This window comes from Pseudomonas khavaziana (genome assembly GCF_036704165.1).
Lineage (GTDB): Bacteria > Pseudomonadota > Gammaproteobacteria > Pseudomonadales > Pseudomonadaceae > Aquipseudomonas > Aquipseudomonas khavaziana.
Genome location: NZ_CP129946.1, coordinates 6049509 through 6069269, shown reverse-complemented (window position 1 = coordinate 6069269; position 19761 = coordinate 6049509). Strand labels below are relative to the sequence as shown.

At 61.1% G+C, this 19761-nt stretch carries 15 protein-coding genes; 4 read left to right on the top strand and 11 right to left on the bottom strand.

All coding sequences use genetic code 11. The annotated features are described in order from the left end of the window. Nucleotides 1–90: 90 nt before the first annotated feature. Genes QYQ93_RS27130 through QYQ93_RS27120 form a run of 3 tightly spaced genes read left to right on the top strand, consistent with a single transcriptional unit; the run spans nt 91 to nt 3053 of the window. Nucleotides 91–2196, top strand: coding sequence for a putative bifunctional diguanylate cyclase/phosphodiesterase (locus tag QYQ93_RS27130; protein WP_043046197.1), 2106 nt, complete (start codon nt 91–93; stop codon nt 2194–2196). Nucleotides 2197–2238: 42 nt separating this feature from the next. Beyond that, the gene (locus QYQ93_RS27125) at nt 2239–2739 is read left to right on the top strand and encodes a M48 family metallopeptidase (RefSeq protein WP_032879017.1); all 501 of its coding nucleotides are present in this window, start codon (nt 2239–2241) and stop codon (nt 2737–2739) included. Between the two features lie 17 nt (nt 2740–2756). Continuing rightward, the gene (locus QYQ93_RS27120; protein ID WP_043046195.1) at nt 2757–3053 is read left to right on the top strand and encodes a winged helix-turn-helix domain-containing protein; all 297 of its coding nucleotides are present in this window, start codon (nt 2757–2759) and stop codon (nt 3051–3053) included. Between the two features lie 100 nt (nt 3054–3153). On the opposite strand, the gene QYQ93_RS27115 is transcribed toward QYQ93_RS27120, so the two are convergent. Then, a complete protein-coding gene (locus QYQ93_RS27115; RefSeq protein WP_043046194.1) occupies nt 3154–3606 on the bottom strand; it encodes a GNAT family N-acetyltransferase in 453 nt (150 codons plus the stop codon). A gap of 198 nt (nt 3607–3804) precedes the next feature. Here QYQ93_RS27115 and QYQ93_RS27110 point away from each other — a divergent pair, with 198 nt between their 5' ends. Further along, nucleotides 3805–4542 carry a substrate-binding periplasmic protein gene (locus tag QYQ93_RS27110; RefSeq protein ID WP_338475880.1) on the top strand — a complete coding sequence of 246 codons (738 nt, stop codon included), beginning with the start codon at nt 3805–3807 and terminating at the stop codon, nt 4540–4542. A gap of 94 nt (nt 4543–4636) precedes the next feature. On the opposite strand, the gene yccS is transcribed toward QYQ93_RS27110, so the two are convergent. The 10 genes from yccS to betI all read right to left on the bottom strand — a co-directional run bounded on the left by yccS (nt 4637) and on the right by betI (nt 19400). Further along, nucleotides 4637–6820 carry a YccS family putative transporter gene (gene yccS / locus QYQ93_RS27105; protein ID WP_043046190.1) on the bottom strand — a complete coding sequence of 728 codons (2184 nt, stop codon included), beginning with the start codon at nt 6818–6820 and terminating at the stop codon, nt 4637–4639. 216 nt (nt 6821–7036) lie between these two features. Continuing rightward, nucleotides 7037–8215: an NAD(P)/FAD-dependent oxidoreductase gene (locus tag QYQ93_RS27100; protein ID WP_217880901.1), complete on the bottom strand. Its 1179-nt coding sequence runs from the start codon at nt 8213–8215 to the stop codon at nt 7037–7039. Between the two features lie 158 nt (nt 8216–8373). After that, complete coding sequence (dbpA, locus tag QYQ93_RS27095) at nt 8374–9711, bottom strand: ATP-dependent RNA helicase DbpA (protein WP_231501119.1); 1338 nt, start codon at nt 9709–9711, stop codon at nt 8374–8376. Nucleotides 9712–9841: 130 nt separating this feature from the next. Beyond that, complete coding sequence (gene mdtD / locus QYQ93_RS27090; protein WP_124402158.1) at nt 9842–11269, bottom strand: multidrug transporter subunit MdtD; 1428 nt, start codon at nt 11267–11269, stop codon at nt 9842–9844. A 36-nt stretch (nt 11270–11305) separates the two neighbouring features. Next, nucleotides 11306–12196 (bottom strand): alpha/beta fold hydrolase, encoded by an 891-nt coding sequence (locus QYQ93_RS27085; RefSeq protein ID WP_043046186.1) that lies wholly within the window; start codon nt 12194–12196, stop codon nt 11306–11308. Nucleotides 12197–12366: 170 nt separating this feature from the next. Next, a complete protein-coding gene (locus QYQ93_RS27080) occupies nt 12367–13683 on the bottom strand; it encodes a TldD/PmbA family protein (RefSeq protein ID WP_338475879.1) in 1317 nt (438 codons plus the stop codon). Beyond that, nucleotides 13683–15125: a TldD/PmbA family protein gene (locus QYQ93_RS27075; RefSeq protein ID WP_338475878.1), complete on the bottom strand. Its 1443-nt coding sequence runs from the start codon at nt 15123–15125 to the stop codon at nt 13683–13685. Before QYQ93_RS27075 ends, QYQ93_RS27080 begins: the two co-directional genes overlap by 1 nt. Before the next feature lie 252 nt (nt 15126–15377). Further along, nucleotides 15378–17081, bottom strand: a complete 1704-nt coding sequence (gene betA / locus QYQ93_RS27070) for a choline dehydrogenase (RefSeq protein WP_043046183.1) — start codon at nt 17079–17081, stop codon at nt 15378–15380. Between the two features lie 142 nt (nt 17082–17223). Continuing rightward, nucleotides 17224–18696, bottom strand: a complete 1473-nt coding sequence (gene betB / locus QYQ93_RS27065) for a betaine-aldehyde dehydrogenase (RefSeq protein ID WP_043046181.1) — start codon at nt 18694–18696, stop codon at nt 17224–17226. 110 nt (nt 18697–18806) lie between these two features. Continuing rightward, nucleotides 18807–19400 carry a transcriptional regulator BetI gene (gene betI / locus QYQ93_RS27060; protein WP_043046178.1) on the bottom strand — a complete coding sequence of 198 codons (594 nt, stop codon included), beginning with the start codon at nt 19398–19400 and terminating at the stop codon, nt 18807–18809. Nucleotides 19401–19761: the final 361 nt, after the last annotated feature.

The window sequence follows — 19761 nt, the reverse complement described above, 5'->3', positions numbered from 1 at the left end:
TTTGGAACCGGGGCTAGAGTGAGCCCTCAGTGTTTATCCGGCCTTTGTATCAGAAGTGACCGGTGCAGCTCCCTAAGGAAGAGACGTAGCATGGATGGCGCTCCACAACCCGGCGATGCAAGTTCGGTTCTCCTGGTGGTCGATGACTACCCGGAAAACCTCGTCAGCATGCGTGCGCTGTTGCAACGTGAAGACTGGCAGGTGATCACCGCTACGTCCGGTATGGAGGCCTTGGAGTTGCTGCTGGCCCATGACGTCGACTTGGTGCTGCTGGACGTGCGCATGCCCGGTATGGACGGCTTCGAGGTGGCGCGCTTGATGCGTGGCAGCCAACGTACGCGCATGACGCCAATTATCTTTCTGACAGCCACCGCCCAATCCCCCGCGGCAGTGCTTGAAGGCTATGCCAGCGGGGCGATCGACTACCTGTTCAAACCGTTTGACCCGCATATCCTCAAGCCTAAGGTGCAAGCCTTGCTTGAGCATCAGCGCAACCGCCGTGCCTTGCAGCGCCTGAGCCATGACCTGGAACTGGCCCGCGCCTTCAATGCCTCGGTGCTGGATAATGCCGCCGAGGGCATCCTGGTGGTGGGTGAAGCCAGTGTGATCGAGTACGCCAACCCGGCCATTTCACGACTCTTGAATGCCACGATGGATGAGCTGCAGGGTGAGAGTTTCCTGAGTTTCCTGCAAAAACCCCATGTGCCCGCCTGGTTGGGCTTCCCGATGTACGAGGCGTATCGCAGAGGCGAGACATGGCGCCAGCATGATGCCATTTTGCGTACGGGGCGCGGCCAGCAGGTGCCGGTGGCATTGTCCTGTGCACCCTTACCCGCCGAACAGAAGGCTATGGTCGTGACGGTGTTGGACATGTCTGAGGTTCGCCATCTTCATCAGCAACTGGAATTCCAGGCCGTGACCGACCCGTTGACCGGGCTGCTGAATCGACGTGGGTTCCATCAGGCGGTAGAGAACACCTTGTTGCGCAACGAACGCAACGAGCAGGCGCTGGTGTTGTTGTATCTGGACCTGGATGGCTTCAAGCGGGTCAACGATACGCTGGGCCACGACGCTGGCGACCGAGTGCTGCGCTGGGTGTCGGAGCAGATGCAAGCCTGCCTGCGTTCCTACGACATTCTCGGGCGCATGGGCGGGGACGAGTTCACCGCGTTGCTTGAGCTGGAATTTCCCGAACAGGCGGCGAAGATCGCGGAAAAGCTCATCGAGCGGGTCTCTGTGTGCCAGCAGGTCGACGGTTTGGAGGTAATGCTCGGGGTCAGTATCGGGATCGCGACGTTCCCGGATTGTGGCTCGGACCTGAACGGCCTGTTGCGAGCGGCGGACATTGCGATGTACGAAGCCAAGCGGGCCGGCCGTCAGCAGTATCGTTATTACGACCAGGAAATGAACGGCCGTGCCCGTTCGCGGCTGATGCTTGAAGACAGCGTGCGCACCGCCATTCAAAACAAGGATTTCACCCTGGTGTACCAGCCCCAGGTTTGTGTAGTGGACGGACGTTTGCGTGGCGTCGAGGCGTTGTTGCGCTGGCAGCATCCGAGCGTCGGCGATGTACCGCCGGGTTTGTTCTTGCCGCTGCTGGAAGAGGCGCGTTTGATCAGCCAGTTGAGCGCCTGGATCTACCAGCAAGTCGCCGCCCAGCGCCAAGCCTGGCAGGGAGTCTTCGACCCTGAGCTGGTGTTGAGCGTGAGCCTGAGCAGCAGCCAGTTCAATATGCCCAACCTGGCCAGCCAACTGCAGCAGATTCTGGACCGATATGGGCTGCAGGGGCGGCAACTGGAGGTGGAAATCGGCGAGAACTGCCTGATGAGTAACCTGGAGGAGTCGACCAAACAGCTGCAGCTATTGCGCCGGATTGGGGTGCGTATTGCCCTGGATGACTTTGGTTCAGGTCACTGTTCACTGGCCCATTTGCGGGACTTGCAGTTCGATACCCTCAAGCTTGACCCGCAACTGGTGGCGCGCCTGCCCGGTTCGACGCGGGATGCGGCGATGGCACGCAGCATCATCCAGTTGTGTGGGCATTTTGATGTGCTGGTGATTGCCGAGGGGGTGCAGACCCTTGAGCAAATCCAGTGGCTCAAGGCCAATGGTTGCACACACATCCAGGGGCCGTGGGCTGCGGCGCCTTTGATGGCCGAGGACATTGCGGGTTGGGCGTACCCGCGTTTGCCTTGAATTGGCTACACTGGCGCCCGTCCGAATTGCCTTGCAGACCCCATGACCGCATTGAAATACCTCCAGGCCTATCCCGCTGCGCTACAGGAGCAAGTGCGCCAACTGATCGCCAAAGACCAGTTGGGCGCCTACCTGGAACAGCGTTACCCCGAACGCCATGCCGTACAGAGCGACAAGGCCCTTTACGCCTACGCCCTGGCGTTGAAGCAGGAGCACCTGCGCAATGCACCTTCTATTGATAAGGTGCTGTTCGATAACCGTCTGGACCTGACCCATCGTGCCCTGGGTTTGCACACCACGATTTCGCGGGTGCAGGGCGGAAATCTCAAATCCAAGAAAGAGATTCGCATCGCTTCGCTGTTCAAGGAGGCGGCGCCGCAGTTCCTGCGCATGATCGTGGTGCACGAACTGGCGCACTTCAAGGAATCGGACCACAACAAGGCGTTCTACAAACTCTGCCAATACATGATGCCGGACTACCATCAGGTGGAGTTCGACCTGCGGGTCTATCTCACCTGGCGAGACCTGCAAGGCAAACCCTGAGCACAAGGCGACTGACCATGGATGTGAGCAAGACCAAAAGCAGCTTCTACCGGCGCCTGTACGTGGCGTACCTGATCGACAGCCAGTTGGCCAGCAGCGTGCCGGCGCTCACCGAAGCCACCGGCATGCCCCGGCGTACCGCCCAGGACACGATTGCGGCGTTGGCGGACCTGGATATCGTCTGCGAGTTTGAGCAGGAAGAAGGGGCGCGCAACCATGCCGGGCATTATCGGATTCGTGAGTGGGGCGCGATTGATCGGCGGTGGATCGAGGCCAATCTTGCGTCGATCAAGCAGGTGTTGGGTTATCCCTGAGTTCGGCGGTGGCGGTGGCGCTATCGGGGGCAAGCCCCCTCCCACATTTGATCTGCGAATACATTCAAAGGTGGGTGGGGCCTTGCCCCCGATGAGGCCCTCAAACCCGCCGCATACCGATATGTGGAATATCGTCTTCCAGGTATTCCTCGCCCGCCACCACAAATCCATACCGCGCGTAATAGCCCTGCAAATGCGCCTGCGCCGACAGGTAAACCGGCGTTTGCGGCCAGATATCCTCTATACGCTTGAGCGCTTCATCCATCATCTGATGCCCCAGCCCGCTGCCCCGTGCCACCTTTGCTACGATAACGCGGCCGATCACCACATCGCCGCCCTGGGACTCCGGGTCGAGTAAGCGCAGGTAGGCCACCAGCTCATCATTTTGCCAGGCCATGAGGTGGTGAGTGTCACCCGCCAGGTCCTGGCTATCTATGTCCTGGTAGACGCATTTTTGTTCGACGACGAAGACCTCGCTGCGCAGGCGCAGGATGGTGTACAGCTGTTCCTTGCCCAAGTCGTCGTGATGTTTGCAGACCCAATCAACCGTCATGATGTGCGCTCTTATAAAGACCTGCCAGGGATAGTAAGCGCGACGGGCGCTGGTGTCTAAATTCGGCCATTTTGTGAATGGCGTCAATTTGCCATCATTCTGTGCATGCGCCGCGGGCTTCTTTGTGTAATCTGCAATGCAAGCTCATTGATGAGCTACTGTTATCAGGCCATCGCCTGCCCGCCAAGGACTTTAAGCATGCCGAGATTGACTCGTGCCGTTGCTTTGATCGCAGTGCTGCTGCTGGCGCAACCGGCGCTGGCACAACGTTTGCGCCTGGTGGCGGATGGCTGGCCACCGTTTACTGATGCCACCTTGGTCAATGGCGGCTTGGCTACTGATATCGTCCGCACGGCCCTGGCCCGCGCTGGGTATGCCAGTGATTTTGAACAGGTGCCATGGGCGCGCGCATTGAAGGGTGTAGGGGATGGGCGCTACGACGTGCTGATCAACGCCTGGTATAACAAGGACCGCACGCACCTGGGGCAGTTTTCCGGCGAGTACTTGCTTAACCGTGTGCGCTTTCTCAAGCGTAGCGACGATGCCATCGAATATCACAGCCTGGACGCACTGCACGACGAGGCCATCGCCGTGGTGCGCGGTTACGCCTACTCGGCGGCGTTCGATCAAGACACCCAGCTGCAGAAAGTGCCAGTGCACAACTTCGCCATGGCCGTGCGCATGCTGGCTGCGCAGCGTGTGCGACTGACGCTGGAGGATGAATACGTAGCGCGCTATTACCTGGCGCGGGAGTCGCCGCGGGTGCGCGATGCCGTGGTCTTTGTGGGCAAGCCATTGAGCCAGAACAGCCTGCACATCCTGGTCAGCCTGAAGAACCCCGAGCATGCCCAGATCGTCGCCGGTTTTGATCGGGAGATTGCCAGGATGAAGGCTGATGGCAGTTATGCGCGGTTGATGAAGGCGCATGGGATGTAGCGTTCTTGCGGGCCTCATCGGGAGCAAGCCCCCTCCCACAAGGGACCGGCGTACACCAATCGAATGTGGGAGGGGGGTTGCTCCCGATAGCGGCCTAAGCCGCGCGGGTATCTTTGATCAAATGCGCCGCCAACGTGCGCAACGGCCCCAACTGCCGGCAAATCAACGCCAACTGCGTCTGTACCAACCGTTGCCCTTCGTCGATCTCATCGGGCATTTGCTCCAGCTCTGCCGCCAGTGCTTCCTCGGCATCACTTTGAATCGCAATCGGCTGTTTATTCGCCAGCCCACTGGCGATCTCGTCGATGCTCAACGCCAGGGCCTGCCCGGCGCCGTCGATCAAATGCTCGCGCACATCGGCCGGCAGCTGGGTTTCGCGGTGCGCACCCAGCCCCGACAAATAGCTGAGCAGGGTGTGGGACAGCACCAGGAAGCGAAAGCCCACATCGGCTTCCTTACGGAAGTGCCCCGGCTCCATCAGCATATTCGCCAGGGTGGTGGACAACGCGGCATCGGCGTTGTGGGCGTTGCGGCGGGCCAGGCGATAGGCCAGGTCGTCGCGTTTGCCGGCGGCGTATTGCTGCATGATCTGGCGCAGGTAGATGCTGTTGCAGGTCAGAGTGTTGGCCAGCACTTTGTTCAGGCGCCGGCCTTGCCAGTCCGGCAGGAACAGGAATACCGCCAGGCCCGCGATCAGGCTGCCGAGCAAGGTATCGAACAGGCGCGGCAGGAACAGCCCGTAGCCATCGCCCACCTGGTTGAAGCAGAACAGCACCATCAGGGTGATCGCCGCCGTGGCCAGGGTGTAGCGCGTGGTGCGGTTGATAAAGAACACCAGGCCCGCGGCGATGGCGAACATTGATTGCACCACGGGGTTGGGAAACAGGTCGAACAGCGCCCAGGCCACGGTGAGGCCGATGGCGGTACCGATGATGCGCTGGCCGAGCTTGCGCCGCGTAGCACCGTAGCTGGGCTGGCAGACAAACAGGGTGGTGAGGATGATCCAGTAACCCTGGGACGCGTGGATCGCATGCAGGGTGCCGTAGCCGATGGTCAGCGCCAATGACAGGCGCAAGGCGTGGCGAAACAGCAGTGAGGTCGGCGTCAATTGGGTGCGCAGGCGTGTCCACATTTCCTTGAGGTTGCGCGGGGCGCGGTCCAGCAGGTTGCTGTCGGTGGCGTCGGCCAGGGCATCGGGGTTGCTGGCATCGCCCAGCAGGCGGTCGAGGGTGGACAGGTTGGCCGCCAAGGCGCGCAGCGAGCGCAACAGGCCACGCCAGGCCGGGTTGCTCTGGATGCGCAGGTGTTCCAGGGAGGCGTTGAGGTCGCCCAGGGCTTCGGCGAAGCTATCGTCATAGATGAACGGCTGGCGCAGTTGGATCGACTCGGCCAGGGTCTGGCACGCCTTGCCTTGCTGGCGCAGCAGGCGCTGGCAGCGGAACAGCACATCGCTGTGGAAGAAGGCTTCGGTGAGGGCGTTGTAGGGGTAGTGGGAGGAACTGGCGCGCTCGTGGATGTCCTGGGCCAGGAAATAGAGTTTCAGGTAGCGGCTGACCTTCGAGCCCGGCCGGCCGTTGCCGACGCGGTGCAGGATGATTTCCTTGGCCGCATTCAACGCCGCGACCACCCGGCCATTTTGCTGGGCCAGTTCCAGACGGCGTGCTTCCACATCCAGCTGGCGTATCGGTTCGAATAAGGATGACTTGAGCTTGAGGTAACGCCCCAGCTCACGGAACAATCGCGCCAGGCTCTGCTGCACCGGCTGGTTGGAAAACAGTACCTGCCACAGCACCGACAGCACCCCGTACCAGGCGGCGCCGGCCACCAGCAGCAACGGTTCATGCCAGAAGTCGGTGACGGCGCCGCCGCGCTGGTCGACGCCGATCATGGTGTAGACCGACAGGATCAACGTAGCCGAGGCAATCGCGCCATAGCGCTCACCCAACGCGCCCAGCATGGTCAGGCAGAAACTGGCCAGGGCCAGGGCGATGGCAAAGATCCAGGGATAGGGGAACAGCAGCTCCACCGACAGCGCAGCGATGCTGAAACACACCAGCGTCACCGCCAAGGCATTGAGGCGGCCTTGCCAACTGTCATCGGTCTCGGCCAGGGCGCTGGCGATAATCCCCAGGAACAGCGGGATCAGCAGCGTCATTTCATCCTGGTACCAACACAGCGCCATGCTGCCGGTGAGGGCGATGAACACCCGTACGCTGTAGCTGAATTTATCCAGCGCCCACAGGCGCCGCATGGACTGCTTGAACGAGGTCGATGACATGAAGTCTGGAGTCTTCCGGGACAGTGTCGCTAAATTGAGCTATCAAGGACGCCACGGCAAGGGTGCTGATCACATCCAACAGCAAATTTTTCAAGTTCACTACAAAACCAATGTGGGAGGGGGCTTGCTCCCGATGGCGGCGTGTCAGTCAGTACATCTGTTGCTGATACACCGTCATCGGGAGCAAGCCCCCTCCCACATTTTTGCTGCGTTGTGTCAGACGTATTGTGCGGCTGCGTAACCAGATGCCCAGGCCCACTGGAAATTGAACCCGCCCAGGTGGCCGGTCACATCCAGCACTTCACCGATAAAGTACAAGCCCGGGCTTTTCAGTGACTCCATAGTCTTGGACGACACCTCCCGCGTATCCACTCCACCTAAGGTTACCTCAGCAGTGCGATAGCCCTCGGTGCCGGCCGGTACGAGTTGCCAGCTCCCAAGTTTTTGCGCGATGTCGGCAATTTCAGCGTGGGTGTACTGCTTCATCGGTTTGGATTCGAACCAGCTTTGGGCCAGCAGGTTGGCCATCTTCTTGGTGAAAATCTCCCCCAGCAGGGTCTTTAACTCACTGTTGGGATGCTCGGCCTGTTGCTGTTGCAGCCAGTCATGGGCGTCATGATCGGGCAACAGGTTGATTTCCACCGTGTCGCCCGATTCCCAGTAGGAAGAGATCTGCAAAATCGCCGGCCCGCTCAGGCCACGGTGGGTGAACAGGATGTTCTCGCGAAAACTCTGGTTGTTGCAGCTGACCAGGCAATCCACCGAAGTGCCGGACAGCTCGCCGCATAATTCCTTGAGCTGGTCGGTGATGGTGAACGGCACCAGCCCGGCGCGGGTCGGCAGCAGTTCATGGCCGAATTGCCTGGCGACTTGATAGCCAAAACCGGTGGCGCCCAGCGTTGGGATCGACAAACCGCCAGTGGCAATCACCAGGGATTCGCAGCGCAATTCGCCCAGGGTGGTCTGCAGCTGGTAGCCGCTGTCGAGCTTGGCAATCTCCTCAATCGAAGTGTCCAGGTGCAGGCTCACGCCGGTCTGGATGCATTCATCGAGCAGCATGCCGAGGATGTCGCTGGACTTGTTATCGCAGAACAGCTGGCCGAGTTTCTTCTCGTGGTAGGGCACGCCGTGCTTGGCGACCAGCGCGATAAAATCCCACTGGGTATAGCGCGCCAGGGCCGACTTGCAGAAGTGTGCATTGTGCGAAAGGAAGTTGGCCGGCTCGGTGTACATATTGGTGAAGTTACAGCGCCCACCACCGGACATCAGGATCTTCTTGCCGGCTTTGTTGGCGTGGTCGATCAGCATCACCTTGCGCCCGCGTCCGGCAGCAGTCAGTGCGCACATCAAGCCTGCGGCGCCGGCGCCAATGATCACAACTTCGGTCGAGCGCAAAACGGTGTCCTCATACAAATTCTGGTTGAAATACAGTTAAATGTGGGAGGGGGCTTGCTCCCGATGGCGGTGTGTCAGTCAGTACATCTTTCACTGACACACCGCCATCGGGAGCAAGCCCCCTCCCACATTGGATCTTCATTGGATTAAAGGTCGTTTTACAGGATCCGCACGCGCAACGACCGGCCCTTGATCTTGCCGTCATTCAAGCGCTGCAACGCCTGCTTGGCGATCCCGCGTTCCACGGCCACGAATGCCTGGAAATCAAAGATCGCGATCTTGCCGACCTGGGCGCCCGGGATGCCGGCTTCACCGGTCAACGCGCCGAGGATGTCGCCTGGGCGGACCTTGTCTTTACGCCCGGCGGCGATGCACAGGGTGCTCATCTGCGGCAGCAGCGGGCCACCGCTTTGCGGCTTGAGGTTGTCCAGTTGGTCCCAGTTCAGCGGCGACTTCTGCAGTTGCTCGATAGCCTGGGCGCGGTGCGCTTCGGACGGCGCCACCAGGCTGATGGCAATGCCGGTCTCGCCGGCACGACCGGTACGGCCTACACGGTGGATATGGATTTCCGAGTCGCGGGCCAATTCGACGTTGATCACCATGTCCAGCGAGTCGATGTCCAGACCACGGGCGGCGACGTCAGTGGCGACCAGCACGGAGGTGCTGCGGTTGGCGAACATGGCCAGTACCTGGTCACGGTCGCGCTGTTCCAGGTCACCGTGCAGGCCGACGGCGGAAATGCCTTTGGACGTCAGGTGATCCACGGTTTCCTGCACTTGCTGCTTGGTGAAGCAGAACGCCACGCAGGAAGCCGGACGGAAGTGCGCCAGGACCTTGGTCACCGCATCCATGCGTTCTTCCGGGGAGATCTCGTAGAAGCGCTGCTCGATCTGGTCATCGGAGTGAAACGCTTCGGCCTTGACCTGTTGCGGCGCACGCATGAACTTGGACGCCAGTTGCTTGATGCTGACCGGGTAGGTGGCCGAAAACAACAGGGTCTGGCGGCGGGGCGGGGTCTTGCTGATGATGTCTTCGATGGCGTCGTAGAAGCCCATGTCGAGCATGCGGTCGGCTTCGTCGAGAATCAGCGTGTTCAAGCCGTCGAGCACCAGCGAGCCTTTGCGCAGGTGCTGCTGGATACGGCCCGGGGTGCCGACGATCACGTGGGCGCCATGCTCCAGGGAAGCGATCTGCGGACCGAGGGACACGCCGCCGCACAGGGTCAGCACCTTGATGTTGTCTTCGGCGCGGGCCAGGCGACGGATTTCCTTGGCGACCTGGTCGGCCAGCTCACGGGTCGGGCACATTACCAGCGCCTGGCAACCGAAGTAACGTGGGTTGATCGGGTTCAACAGGCCGATGCCGAAGGCGGCGGTCTTGCCGCTGCCGGTCTTGGCCTGGGCAATCAGGTCCAGCCCCTTGAGGATCACCGGCAAGCTTTGCGCCTGGATCTGCGTCATCTCGACATACCCCAGCGAGTCGAGGTTAGCCAGCATGGCGGCGGACAGGGGCAAAGTATTAAAAGCGGTGGCGATGGTAGTCACGGGACTGGCTCTGCAAAACAAAATGTCGCGCAGTGTACCAGCCCCGTGGGATTTTCCCTGCAAGTTCTCGACGAGAAGCCCGTCAGTGCTCGATATCGTGCTCGCGGCTGACTACCCTTTTGCCGTCTTTTGGCGACAATTGCAGGAAGATCGCCGCCGCCAGCATCGCCATGATGCCCACAGTAAGGAAGGTCAACTGGAAGGCCCCGAGCACGCTTTCCACGCCGTCGTTGCCCGCCTCGGCGGTAAAGCCGCCGAGCAATGCACCGGCGCAGGCCACGCCCAGGCTCAGGGACAATTGCGCCACCACCGACAACAAGCTGTTGCCACTGCTGGCCTGGGCGTCGTCGAGATCGATCAGGGTCACGGTGTTCATCGCGGTAAATTGCAGGGAGTTGATCGCCCCCAGCACCGCCAGCATGGCCAACAGCAACGGGTAGGGCGTGTGCTCGCTGACCAGGCCCATGCTCGCCAACATGAGGCCCAGGGCCAAGGTGTTGCCGGTCAGTACGATACGGTAGCCAAGGCGCTCGATCAGCGGCCGGGCCACGGACTTGGCAAACATCGCCGCCGCCGCCAGCGGCAGCATGCTCATCCCGGCTTCCGACGGCGAGTAGCCCAGCGCCACCTGCAACAGCAGTGGCACCAGGAACGGTAATGCGCCGCTGCCCAATCGCGCAAACAGGTTGCCGAGAATGCCCACGGCAAAGGTGCGGGTCTTGAACAGTATTGGGGAGAACAGCGGGTTATCGATATGCCCGGCGCGTAACCAGTACGCCGCCAGGCACGCCAGCCCGCCGAACAGCAGCAACATTACCCGCAGGTGCGGCAGGTGCAGTTCGCCCAGGCCTTCCATGGCGATGGTGATCAACACCATGGCTGCGCCGAACAGCAGGAAACCCAGGCCGTCGAAGCGCGTGCGCTCGCTGCCGCGCAGGTCGGGGATGAACTTCCACACGGCGTAACAGCCGATCATGCCCACCGGCAGGTTGATCAGGAAGATCCAATGCCAGGTCAGGTACTGCACCATCCAGCCGCCCATGGTCGGGCCCAGCAACGGGCCGAGCAGGCCGGGGATGGTGATGAAGCCCATGATGCGCACCAGCTCGGAGCGCGGATAAGCCCGCAGTACCACCAAGCGCCCCACCGGCAGCATCAGTGCACCGCCCAAGCCCTGGATCACCCGTGCACCCACCAGCATGGTCAGGCTGCTGGACAATGCACACAGCAGCGAGCCGATGCTGAATAGCATGATCGCGCCAAAGAAGATTTTCTTGGTGCCGAAGCGGTCGGCGATCCAGCCCGATGCAGGAATCAGCAAGGCGACGGTGAGCATGTAGGCGATCACCACCCCCTGCATGCGCAACGGGTTTTCTGCCAGGTCCCGGGCCATGGCCGGCAGCGCAGTGTTGAGGATCGTCCCATCCAACGACTGCATGAAGAAGGCAATCGCTACCACCCAGGGTAGCCAGCGGGCGGTCTTGGCATCGAGAGGGGCGCGATTCGGCATGGAGACCCTTTTGGTTAGCAGGCTATGTGTTGGCGATTATGCGCTAACCCTTAAGCTTTTTCCCACTGGCGGTTCATCCATGTCCGATAACGCTGCATGCTCTCCGACGAGAAAATCCAACAACGCGCGGTGCACTGCCAATGCCGCCTCGCGGGACTCCAGGTCCAGTAGGTGGCCGGTGTGTGCGGCAACGGCGAAGCTGCTGCGGCCTACATACTGTTTGAACAATTGGGCGTCCGTGGCCGGGGTGTATTCATCCAGGGTGCCGTTGAGAAAGTGCACTGGGGTTTTAATCTGCTGGAGTGCGGGCAGGTAGTTGCCATCGCCCAAGTCCAGTACCTGGTGGATATGAAAGCGTGCCTGGCGGTACTCAGTGGTGGCCATGCTCGACAGGTGCCGGTGGTTGTTGCGCTTGAGGCGGGGAGACAGGTATTTGCCGACTGTTTCGTTGAGCAGGTGGCCGACCGCAGACTTGTCATCGGCCTCGATCAACACGCGTACGCGCTCCACGTATTCGAGCATGGCCTGGTTGAGGTTGGGCGCCAGGGCCATCACCACCGAGCTTTCGATGGAGGGCGGGTTGTGCGCCAGGGTCAGCAGCGTGGAAATGCCACCCCACGAGGCCGAGACCAGATGGTTGACCTCGAAGCGTTCCACCAGGGCGCGCAGGATTTGCACCTCGTCATCCTTGGTGACCAGGTCGAGGTCGGTATTGTGCTCGCGGGAGTAGCCGGAGAACGGCAGGTCGAACAGCAGCACATTGAAATGCTCGGCCAGGCACTTGCTGGTGCGGGCAAAGGAGCGGGTGGTAGAGAGCGCGCCGTTGACCATCAGTACGGTTTTCTTTTCCGGATTGTTTCCTAGCTGCTCAACATGAACGTTGTAGTGCTTGACCAGCTTTTCAATGACAAAACTTCCATGGTTCATGTCAACGCTCCAGCTTGCCCTTTCCCAGGCAAGGTCGTGCTCTCGTGGGTGAGGTGGCGGGGGGCCACTAACCGTTATATCGAGGTTTTTTGCAGGCGACAACAGACCGCACAGAAGAGATGCAGCCCTCTGTGGGAGCGAGCAAGCTCGTTCCCACAGAGGGCTGGTTATTACAAGGTCAGCGTCAGGCGTTTTACCAAGGCGCCAGGAAGAAGGCTGGAGGCCGTATTGCGCTGGCTGTAGGTACTGGCCGACAGCAGCAGCTCCCGATCAGCGCTCAGCGCTTCCAATTGCGAACCGAGCAACTGGAAGACGCTGTCATCAAAACGCATGGTGCTGACCGGCGCCTTGATCTTGCCGTCTTCCACCCAGAACGTGGCGAAGCGCGTCATGCCGGTCAGGCGTGCCGCCGGCAGGTCGGAATAGTTCAGGTACCACAGGTTGCTGATATACAGACCGGTGCCCAACTGCTTGAGGATATCGGCCTGGGCCAGGTTGCCTGGCGCCATCTGCAAGGCGCTGGGCGACTCATCGCTGCTCGCGCCGTTGGCGCTCAAGCCATATTCGGCGGCGCTGCGCGAATTCACCAGTTGGCCTTGCGCCTTGCCGGCGCCGATCAGGGTGACGTCCTCGCGTGGGTAGCCCTCGGTGGAAAACGCCTGGCTCAGGGAGCCGCTGATCTGCTCACCTAGCGTCACCAGCGGGCTCAGTGATTGCTCACCGGCATACAGGCGTTGCAATGAACTGCCTTTGCTGGCGATGGCCTGGGCGGAGAACCCTCCCCAGGTGATGATGCTGATGATCTCTTCCAGCGCCGCCGGGGCGAGGTAGGCACGGTACTGGCCGGGCGCCAGGTTGTGCAGCGGGCGACCGAGAAACGCCAGCTGCTCGCGCGCTTGCTGCAAGCGGGCGGTGAATTCAGCACTGTTCCAGGTGTGCCCGGCATAGCTGGCTTTTACCGCTTCGCCATTGGCGTGGAACAGGCTGAAATCGAAGTTGAAGCTATTGGCCCGATGCCAGCCGAATGCACCCTCCGAGCTGGCGAACCCACGGCTGATGGGCCCGGCTGCGTAGAAACCGACCAGGTCCACACCTTCGGCAGCCTGGCTGATGTCTTGCAGCACCTTGGCCAGGTCCGGCAGTGGTCGCAGTTGTTCGTTGTGGCTTTGCCAGGCGTTGTGGTTAAGCAGCAGGTACGGATCCTGGGGCAGCAGCGGCAGGGTCTGGCGTAGCTGTTCCAGGCCATCGGCGAGGCGCTGGCGGTCCAGTTCCGGCTCGCCGGACAAGGTGATGCCAAGGTCCGCATGGCGACCATCGTCGATCAGCTTGAGGTTCAGGCTGGCCTGTTGCACCTGTCCGGCCTGGCGCACCTTGGCGTGGTTCAAGCGTACGAACTCGGACGCCTCATCCGCGTAGCCGAGGTGAAATTGTTCCTTGTCGGTGATGGCTTGCTTGAGCCAGTCCACCAATGCCTTGAAATTATCCATCAGGCATCTCCCCCAAATACGTCGACGTTACTGAACACGCAGGCCGGCGATGCATGGCCGACGCGGATCACCTGGTTGGGTTCGCCTTTGCCACAGTTCGGCGTGCCCAATACCTTGAACGTGCTGGCATCGCCGACGGCGCTGAGCTTGCGCCAGAATTGCGCGGAAATCGCCCGGTAGTTAGGGTTCTTCACCACGCCCTTGAGTTCGCCGTTTTCGATCAACTGGCCCCACTCGCAGCCGAACTGGAACTTGTTGCGCGCATCGTCGATGGACCATGAACGGTTGGTCGACATCAGGATGCCGTGTTCGATGTCGCCCACCAGTTGCGCGAAGCTTTTATCGCCGGCCTCGATATTCAGGTTGGCCATGCGATCGATGGGCGGGCGGTTCCAGCCGCAGGCGCGGCTGTTGGCGACGCCTGGCAAGTCGGCGCGAAATTGCGACAACGCACCGCCCAAGGGCTTGAGCAGCAGGCCATCGCGGATCAGGAATTGCTTGCTGGCGCGGGTGCCGTCGTCGTCGTGGCTGTAGCTGGCGAGTTGTTCGGGGATGTCCGGGTCGAAGGTCACGTTGAGCAGCGGTGAGCCGTATTGCAGATGGCCGAAGTCGCTGGCCTTCACAAAGCTGGTGCCGGCGTAATTGCGCTCATCACCGAGGATACGGTCCAGCTCCAGCGGGTGGCCGATGGATTCGTGGATCTGCAGGATCATCTGGTCGGGCATCAACAGCAGGTCGCGTGGGCCGTGGGGCGTGTTCGGTGCGAGCAGCAATTGCAGGGCTTCGTCGGCCACCTGGCTGGCAGCGCCGACCAGGCCAAAACGCTGGATCACGCCGGCACTGCCTTGCTGGCCGAAGTTGGTACCGCCCAGGGTTCGGGTCTGGCTGTCGTCGCCATCGAAGGCGGTGACGCTCAGGCCGGGAAAGACGAAACGCTGGGCCTGGCGCAATTGCGCGCCGGCGCTGTTGAGGTAAATCTGTTCAACCTGGGTGGTACCCAGACTGACTTCCCAGGTCACCAGGCGCTCATCCTTGGGCACGGCGGCAGACTCATCGCCCAGCAGTTGGTAGCAATCGCTCAGCGACGGGAAGGGCTGCTCGAGGTCGGGAGACAGGTAGTCGCCGACATCACTGGAAACTGGCTGCTGGTGCAGGTCGAGCAGGGCGTGGGGCTGGATCAGCCGGGCTTGCTGTTCGGCGCGGTCAAGGGCGGCTTGCAGGCCGGCCAGGGAAATATCGTTGGTCGCGGCGTAGGCTTCCACGCCATTGAGACGCACGGTGAGCATGGCGCCTTCGTCGTGACCCAAATGTGGCGGTTCGGCGACGTTCTTGCGCACTGACAGGTACTGGCCGGATTCGCGCACGTAGCGCAGCGAGAAGAATTCAGCGCGGGTGCGCAGGGCGCTGAAGTGCTTTTTGAGTATGGTGTGGTGTTCGAACATGGGGCCTTCCTTGTGGGCGGCTCGGCGCGCGGCAGGCCAACAGAGTAGGCCGGGCCGCAGAGCTGATCAAGGAAAGTGTAGGGGGGAGGTTTTGTAGTGTCTGTCAGGGCCTCATCGGGAGCAAGTCGAATCGTCGCACCGCCCCTCCCACACTGACTGTATTTACACATCTGGATTTGTGAACACAGTCAGTGTGGGAGGGGCGGTGCGACGATTCGACTTGCTCCCGATGAAGGCACCGCAGTGTTTCAGTTACTGCGCAGTCGGCCCCACTTCACGCAACGGCTTGCCACGCACCGGCGCATCGCCTGCCACGTAGTAGTCGGCGCTGCTGCGCGGCAGTGGCTTGCGGCCACGGATCTTGTCGGCGATTTTCTCGGCGATCATGATCGTCGGCGCGTTCAAGTTGCCAGTGGTGATGATCGGCATGATCGACGCATCCACCACCCGCAGGCCCTGCATGCCATGCACGCGGCCTTCGCCATCCACCACGGCCATCTCGTCGGTGCCCATCTTGCACGAGCAGGACGGGTGGAACGCGGTTTCGGCGTGCTCGCGGATGAACTTGTCCAGTTGCTCATCGGTTTGCACTTCGATGCCCGGGCTGATTTCGCGGCCACGGTAGGGATCCAGCGCCGGCTGCTGCATGATTTCACGGGTCAGGCGGATGCCGTCGCGGAATTCCTGCCAGTCCTGCTCGGTGGCCATGTAGTTGAAGAGGATGCTCGGGTAGTCCCTTGGGTTCTTCGACTTCAATTGCACGCGGCCACGGCTAGGCGAACGCATGGAGCCCATGTGTGCCTGGAAACCGTGCTCTTTCACACCGTTGCTGCCGTTGTAGTTAATCGCCACCGGGAGGAAGTGGTACTGGATGTTCGGCCATTCGAATTCCGGACGCGAACGGATAAAGCCCCCGGCTTCGAACTGGTTGCTGGCACCGATGCCGGTGCCGTTGAACAGCCATTCGGCACCAATCGCAGGCTGGTTGTACCAGAGCAATGATGGGTACAGCGACACCGGCTGGGTGCACGCATATTGCAGGTACAGCTCAAGGTGGTCCTGCAGGTTTTCGCCGACGCCTGGCAGGTCGTGGACCACCGGGATGTCGAGGCTTTCGAGCAGTTTGGCCGGGCCGACGCCGGAGCGTTGCAGCAGTTGCGGCGAAGCGATTGCGCCGCTGCACACCAGCACTTCTTTACGCGCGCGGGCTTCGACGCGCTCTTCGGCGGCGCCGATCAGGTAGCGCACGCCTACGGCTCGCTTGCCTTCGAACAACACTTTGTCGGTGAGGGCGTGGGTGACGATGGTCAGGGTCGAACGCTTTTTAGCCGTGTCCAGGTAGCCGCGCGCGGTGCTGGCGCGACGGCCGTTCGGCGTGACGGTACGGTCCATCGGGCCGAAGCCTTCTTGCTGGTAACCGTTCAAGTCTTCGGTACGCGGGTAGCCGGCTTGTACGCCGGCTTCGACCATGGCGTGGAACAGCGGGTTGTTGCCCGCTTTCGGCGTGGTCACGCTGACCGGGCCTTCGCCACCGTGGTAGTCGTTGGGGCCGATGTCACGGGTCTCGGCCTTGCGGAAATACGGCAGGCAGTCGAGGTAGGTCCAGTCTTCCAGGCCCGGCAGTTTCGCCCAGTTGTCGTAGTCCATGGCGTTGCCACGGATGTAGCACATGCCGTTGATCAGCGACGAACCACCCAGGCCCTTGCCGCGGCCGCATTCCATCCGGCGACCGTCCATGTGTGGCTCTGGATCGGTTTCATAGGCCCAGTTGTAGCGGCGGCCCTGCAGCGGGAAGGCCAGGGCGGCTGGCATCTGGGTACGGAAGTCGAGGCGGTAGTCGGGGCCACCGGCTTCGAGCAGCAAAACGGTGACGCCTTCGTCTTCGGTCAGACGGGTCGCCAGGGTGTTACCGGCGGAGCCGGCACCCACAATGATGTAATCGTATTCTTGGGACATTGGATGCACCCTCTTTGAAGTCTAGTCAGGTCAGGCCTCATCGGGGGCAAGCCCCCTTCCACATTTGATCGGGTTCACACAGTCAAAGGTGGAAGGCGGCTTGGCCCGATGGCGGCCTTACAGGCAATACAAGGCTCGGCTCTTAGAACACCGAGGCGTAATCGCCCAGCTCAACCTGTACCGATTTGATGCGGGTGAAGTTGTTCAGCGAGCTGATGCCGTTCTCACGGCCCACACCGGATTGCTTGTAGCCACCGACCGGCATCTTGGCGTCGGACTCGCCCCAGGCGTTGATCCAGCAGATACCCGCTTCCAACTGATGAATCACGCGGTGAGCGCGGTTCAGGTCTTTGGTTACCAGGCCAGCAGCCAGTCCGAAGTCGGTGTCGTTGGCGCGGCGGATCACTTCTTCTTCAGTTTCATAGGTGAGGATGCTCATCACCGGGCCGAAGATTTCTTCACGGACGATGGTCATCTCGTCGGTGCAATCGGTGAACACGGTCGGGGCCACGAAGGCACCCTTGGCGAAATCGCCGTCAGTCAAGCGGTCGCCGCCGCACAGCAGGCGGGCGCCTTCTTCCTTACCTTTGGCGATATAGCCCAGCACGCTTTCCATGTGGGCGAAGCTGACCAGCGGGCCGAAGTTGGTGTTGTCGTCCTGCGGGTCACCCACACGGATGCGCGCAACGCGTTCAAGGATCTTGGCTTCAAACGCGGCCTGCAGGTGCTTGGGCACGAACACACGGGTGCCGTTGGTGCAGACCTGGCCGGAGCTGTAGAAGTTGGCCATCATCGCGATGTCGGCGGCGCGATCCAGGTCGGCATCTTCGAACACGATCAGCGGCGACTTGCCGCCCAGTTCCATGGTCACTTCCTTGAGCGATGAGCTCGAAGCGCTGGCCATGACTTTCTTGCCGGTGTCGGTGCCGCCGGTGAACGAGACTTTCTCGATGCGCGGGTGCTCGGTCAGCCAGGTGCCGACTTCACGACCGCTGCCGGTCAAGACGTTGAACACGCCCGCTGGAACGCCGGCTTCGGTGTAGATCTCGGCCAGTTTCAGGGTGGTCAGCGAAGTGACTTCGCTTGGCTTGAAGATCATCGCGTTACCGGCCGCCAGGGCCGGGGCGGACTTCCACAGGGCGATCTGGATCGGGTAGTTCCATGCGCCGATACCGGCGACCACACCCAGCGGTTCGCGGCGGGTGTAGACGAACGAGGTGTCACGCAGCGGGATCTGCTCGCCTTCGATGGCAGGCACCAGGCCGGCGTAGTATTCCAGCACGTCGGCGCCGGTGACGATGTCGACGTACTTGGTTTCGGAGAAGGCTTTACCGGTGTCCAGGGTTTCCAGGGCGGCCAGTTCATCGTTGCGCTCGCGCAGGATGTCGACAGCACGACGCAGGATGCGCGAACGCTCCATGGCGGTCATGGCAGCCCAGACCTTCTGGCCTTTTTCAGCGCTGACCACGGCACGCTCGACGTCTTCTTTCGTGGCGCGTTGCACTTGGGCGAGAACTTCACCGTTAGCCGGGTTGATGGCTTCGAAGGTGGCATCGCTGCCAGCGTCGCTGTAGCCGCCGTCAATGTAGAGTTTTTGCAGGTCGAAACGGGCCATAAAGTCCTCGCAAGTGCATAAGTGGTTGGCGTTACCCGCCGAACAGTGGGCCATGGGGTTGTGGCAACACTGAGCGGCGGACGTTCAGGGGTTGAGCGTTTATAAGTGCTCTAACTCACCTGCTTGGCCAATTGGAAATCCATGTATTCGTAAGCGATCCGTTGCGCCTGCTCCGTGTCGAAAGCGTCTCCCGACAGGGCGCCGCGCAACCACAAACCGTCGATCAACGCCGCCAGGCCGCGGGCTGCGCTGCGAGCCTCGGACAACGGCATCGCACGGCGGAACTGGCAACACAGGTTGGAATACAGGCGGTGATCGTTGATCCGCTGCAACCTGTGCAATGACGGGTGATGCATGCTGGTGGCCCAGAAGGCCAGCCAGGTTTTCATTGCCGGGCCGTTGACCTGGCTGGCGTCGAAGTTGCCTTCGATGATCACCTGAAGGTGTGCCCGTGGGCTGTCATCCTTCAAGGCGCGCCTGCGTTCCTGGACGTTCTCGATCAGCGCATTCATCAGGTAGCGCATGGTCGCTGCGATCAGGCCGTTCTTGTCCTGAAAGTAGTGACTGATGATGCCGTTCGAGACGCCGGCCAGACGCGCAATCAGCGCAATGCTGGCATCTCCCATCCCGACCTGATCGATGGCCGTCAAGGTGGCTTCGATCAATTGCTGGCGGCGTATGGGTTGCATACCGACCTTGGGCATGTAGCACCTCTCCTTAGGCCTGCCGATGGGCGAAGAACGTCCGTCGGCTTGAGGGCCAGTCTATTTTGTTTTGATTGAACGTTCAATCAACAAAGAATAAGATCTGCGACAAATGGTCGCTACCTACAGATGTTTCCTACCTGCTGGCCGCAACCGCTGACACCTGCAAAACCCTTGAAACAGGCCATACCAGAGCCTGATCACCGCTTCGGCGGGCTCAAGAATTTCGGGGTGTCTTTATAACACCCGTCCGTCGACTGCCGAAAAATCGATGTCCCGGGATAACCGCTGCCTTGTGTTTCTCTCTCGCACTGCCTGGAGCATCTGCGCCATGAGTTCTGCCTCTCTTATAAAGACCCCG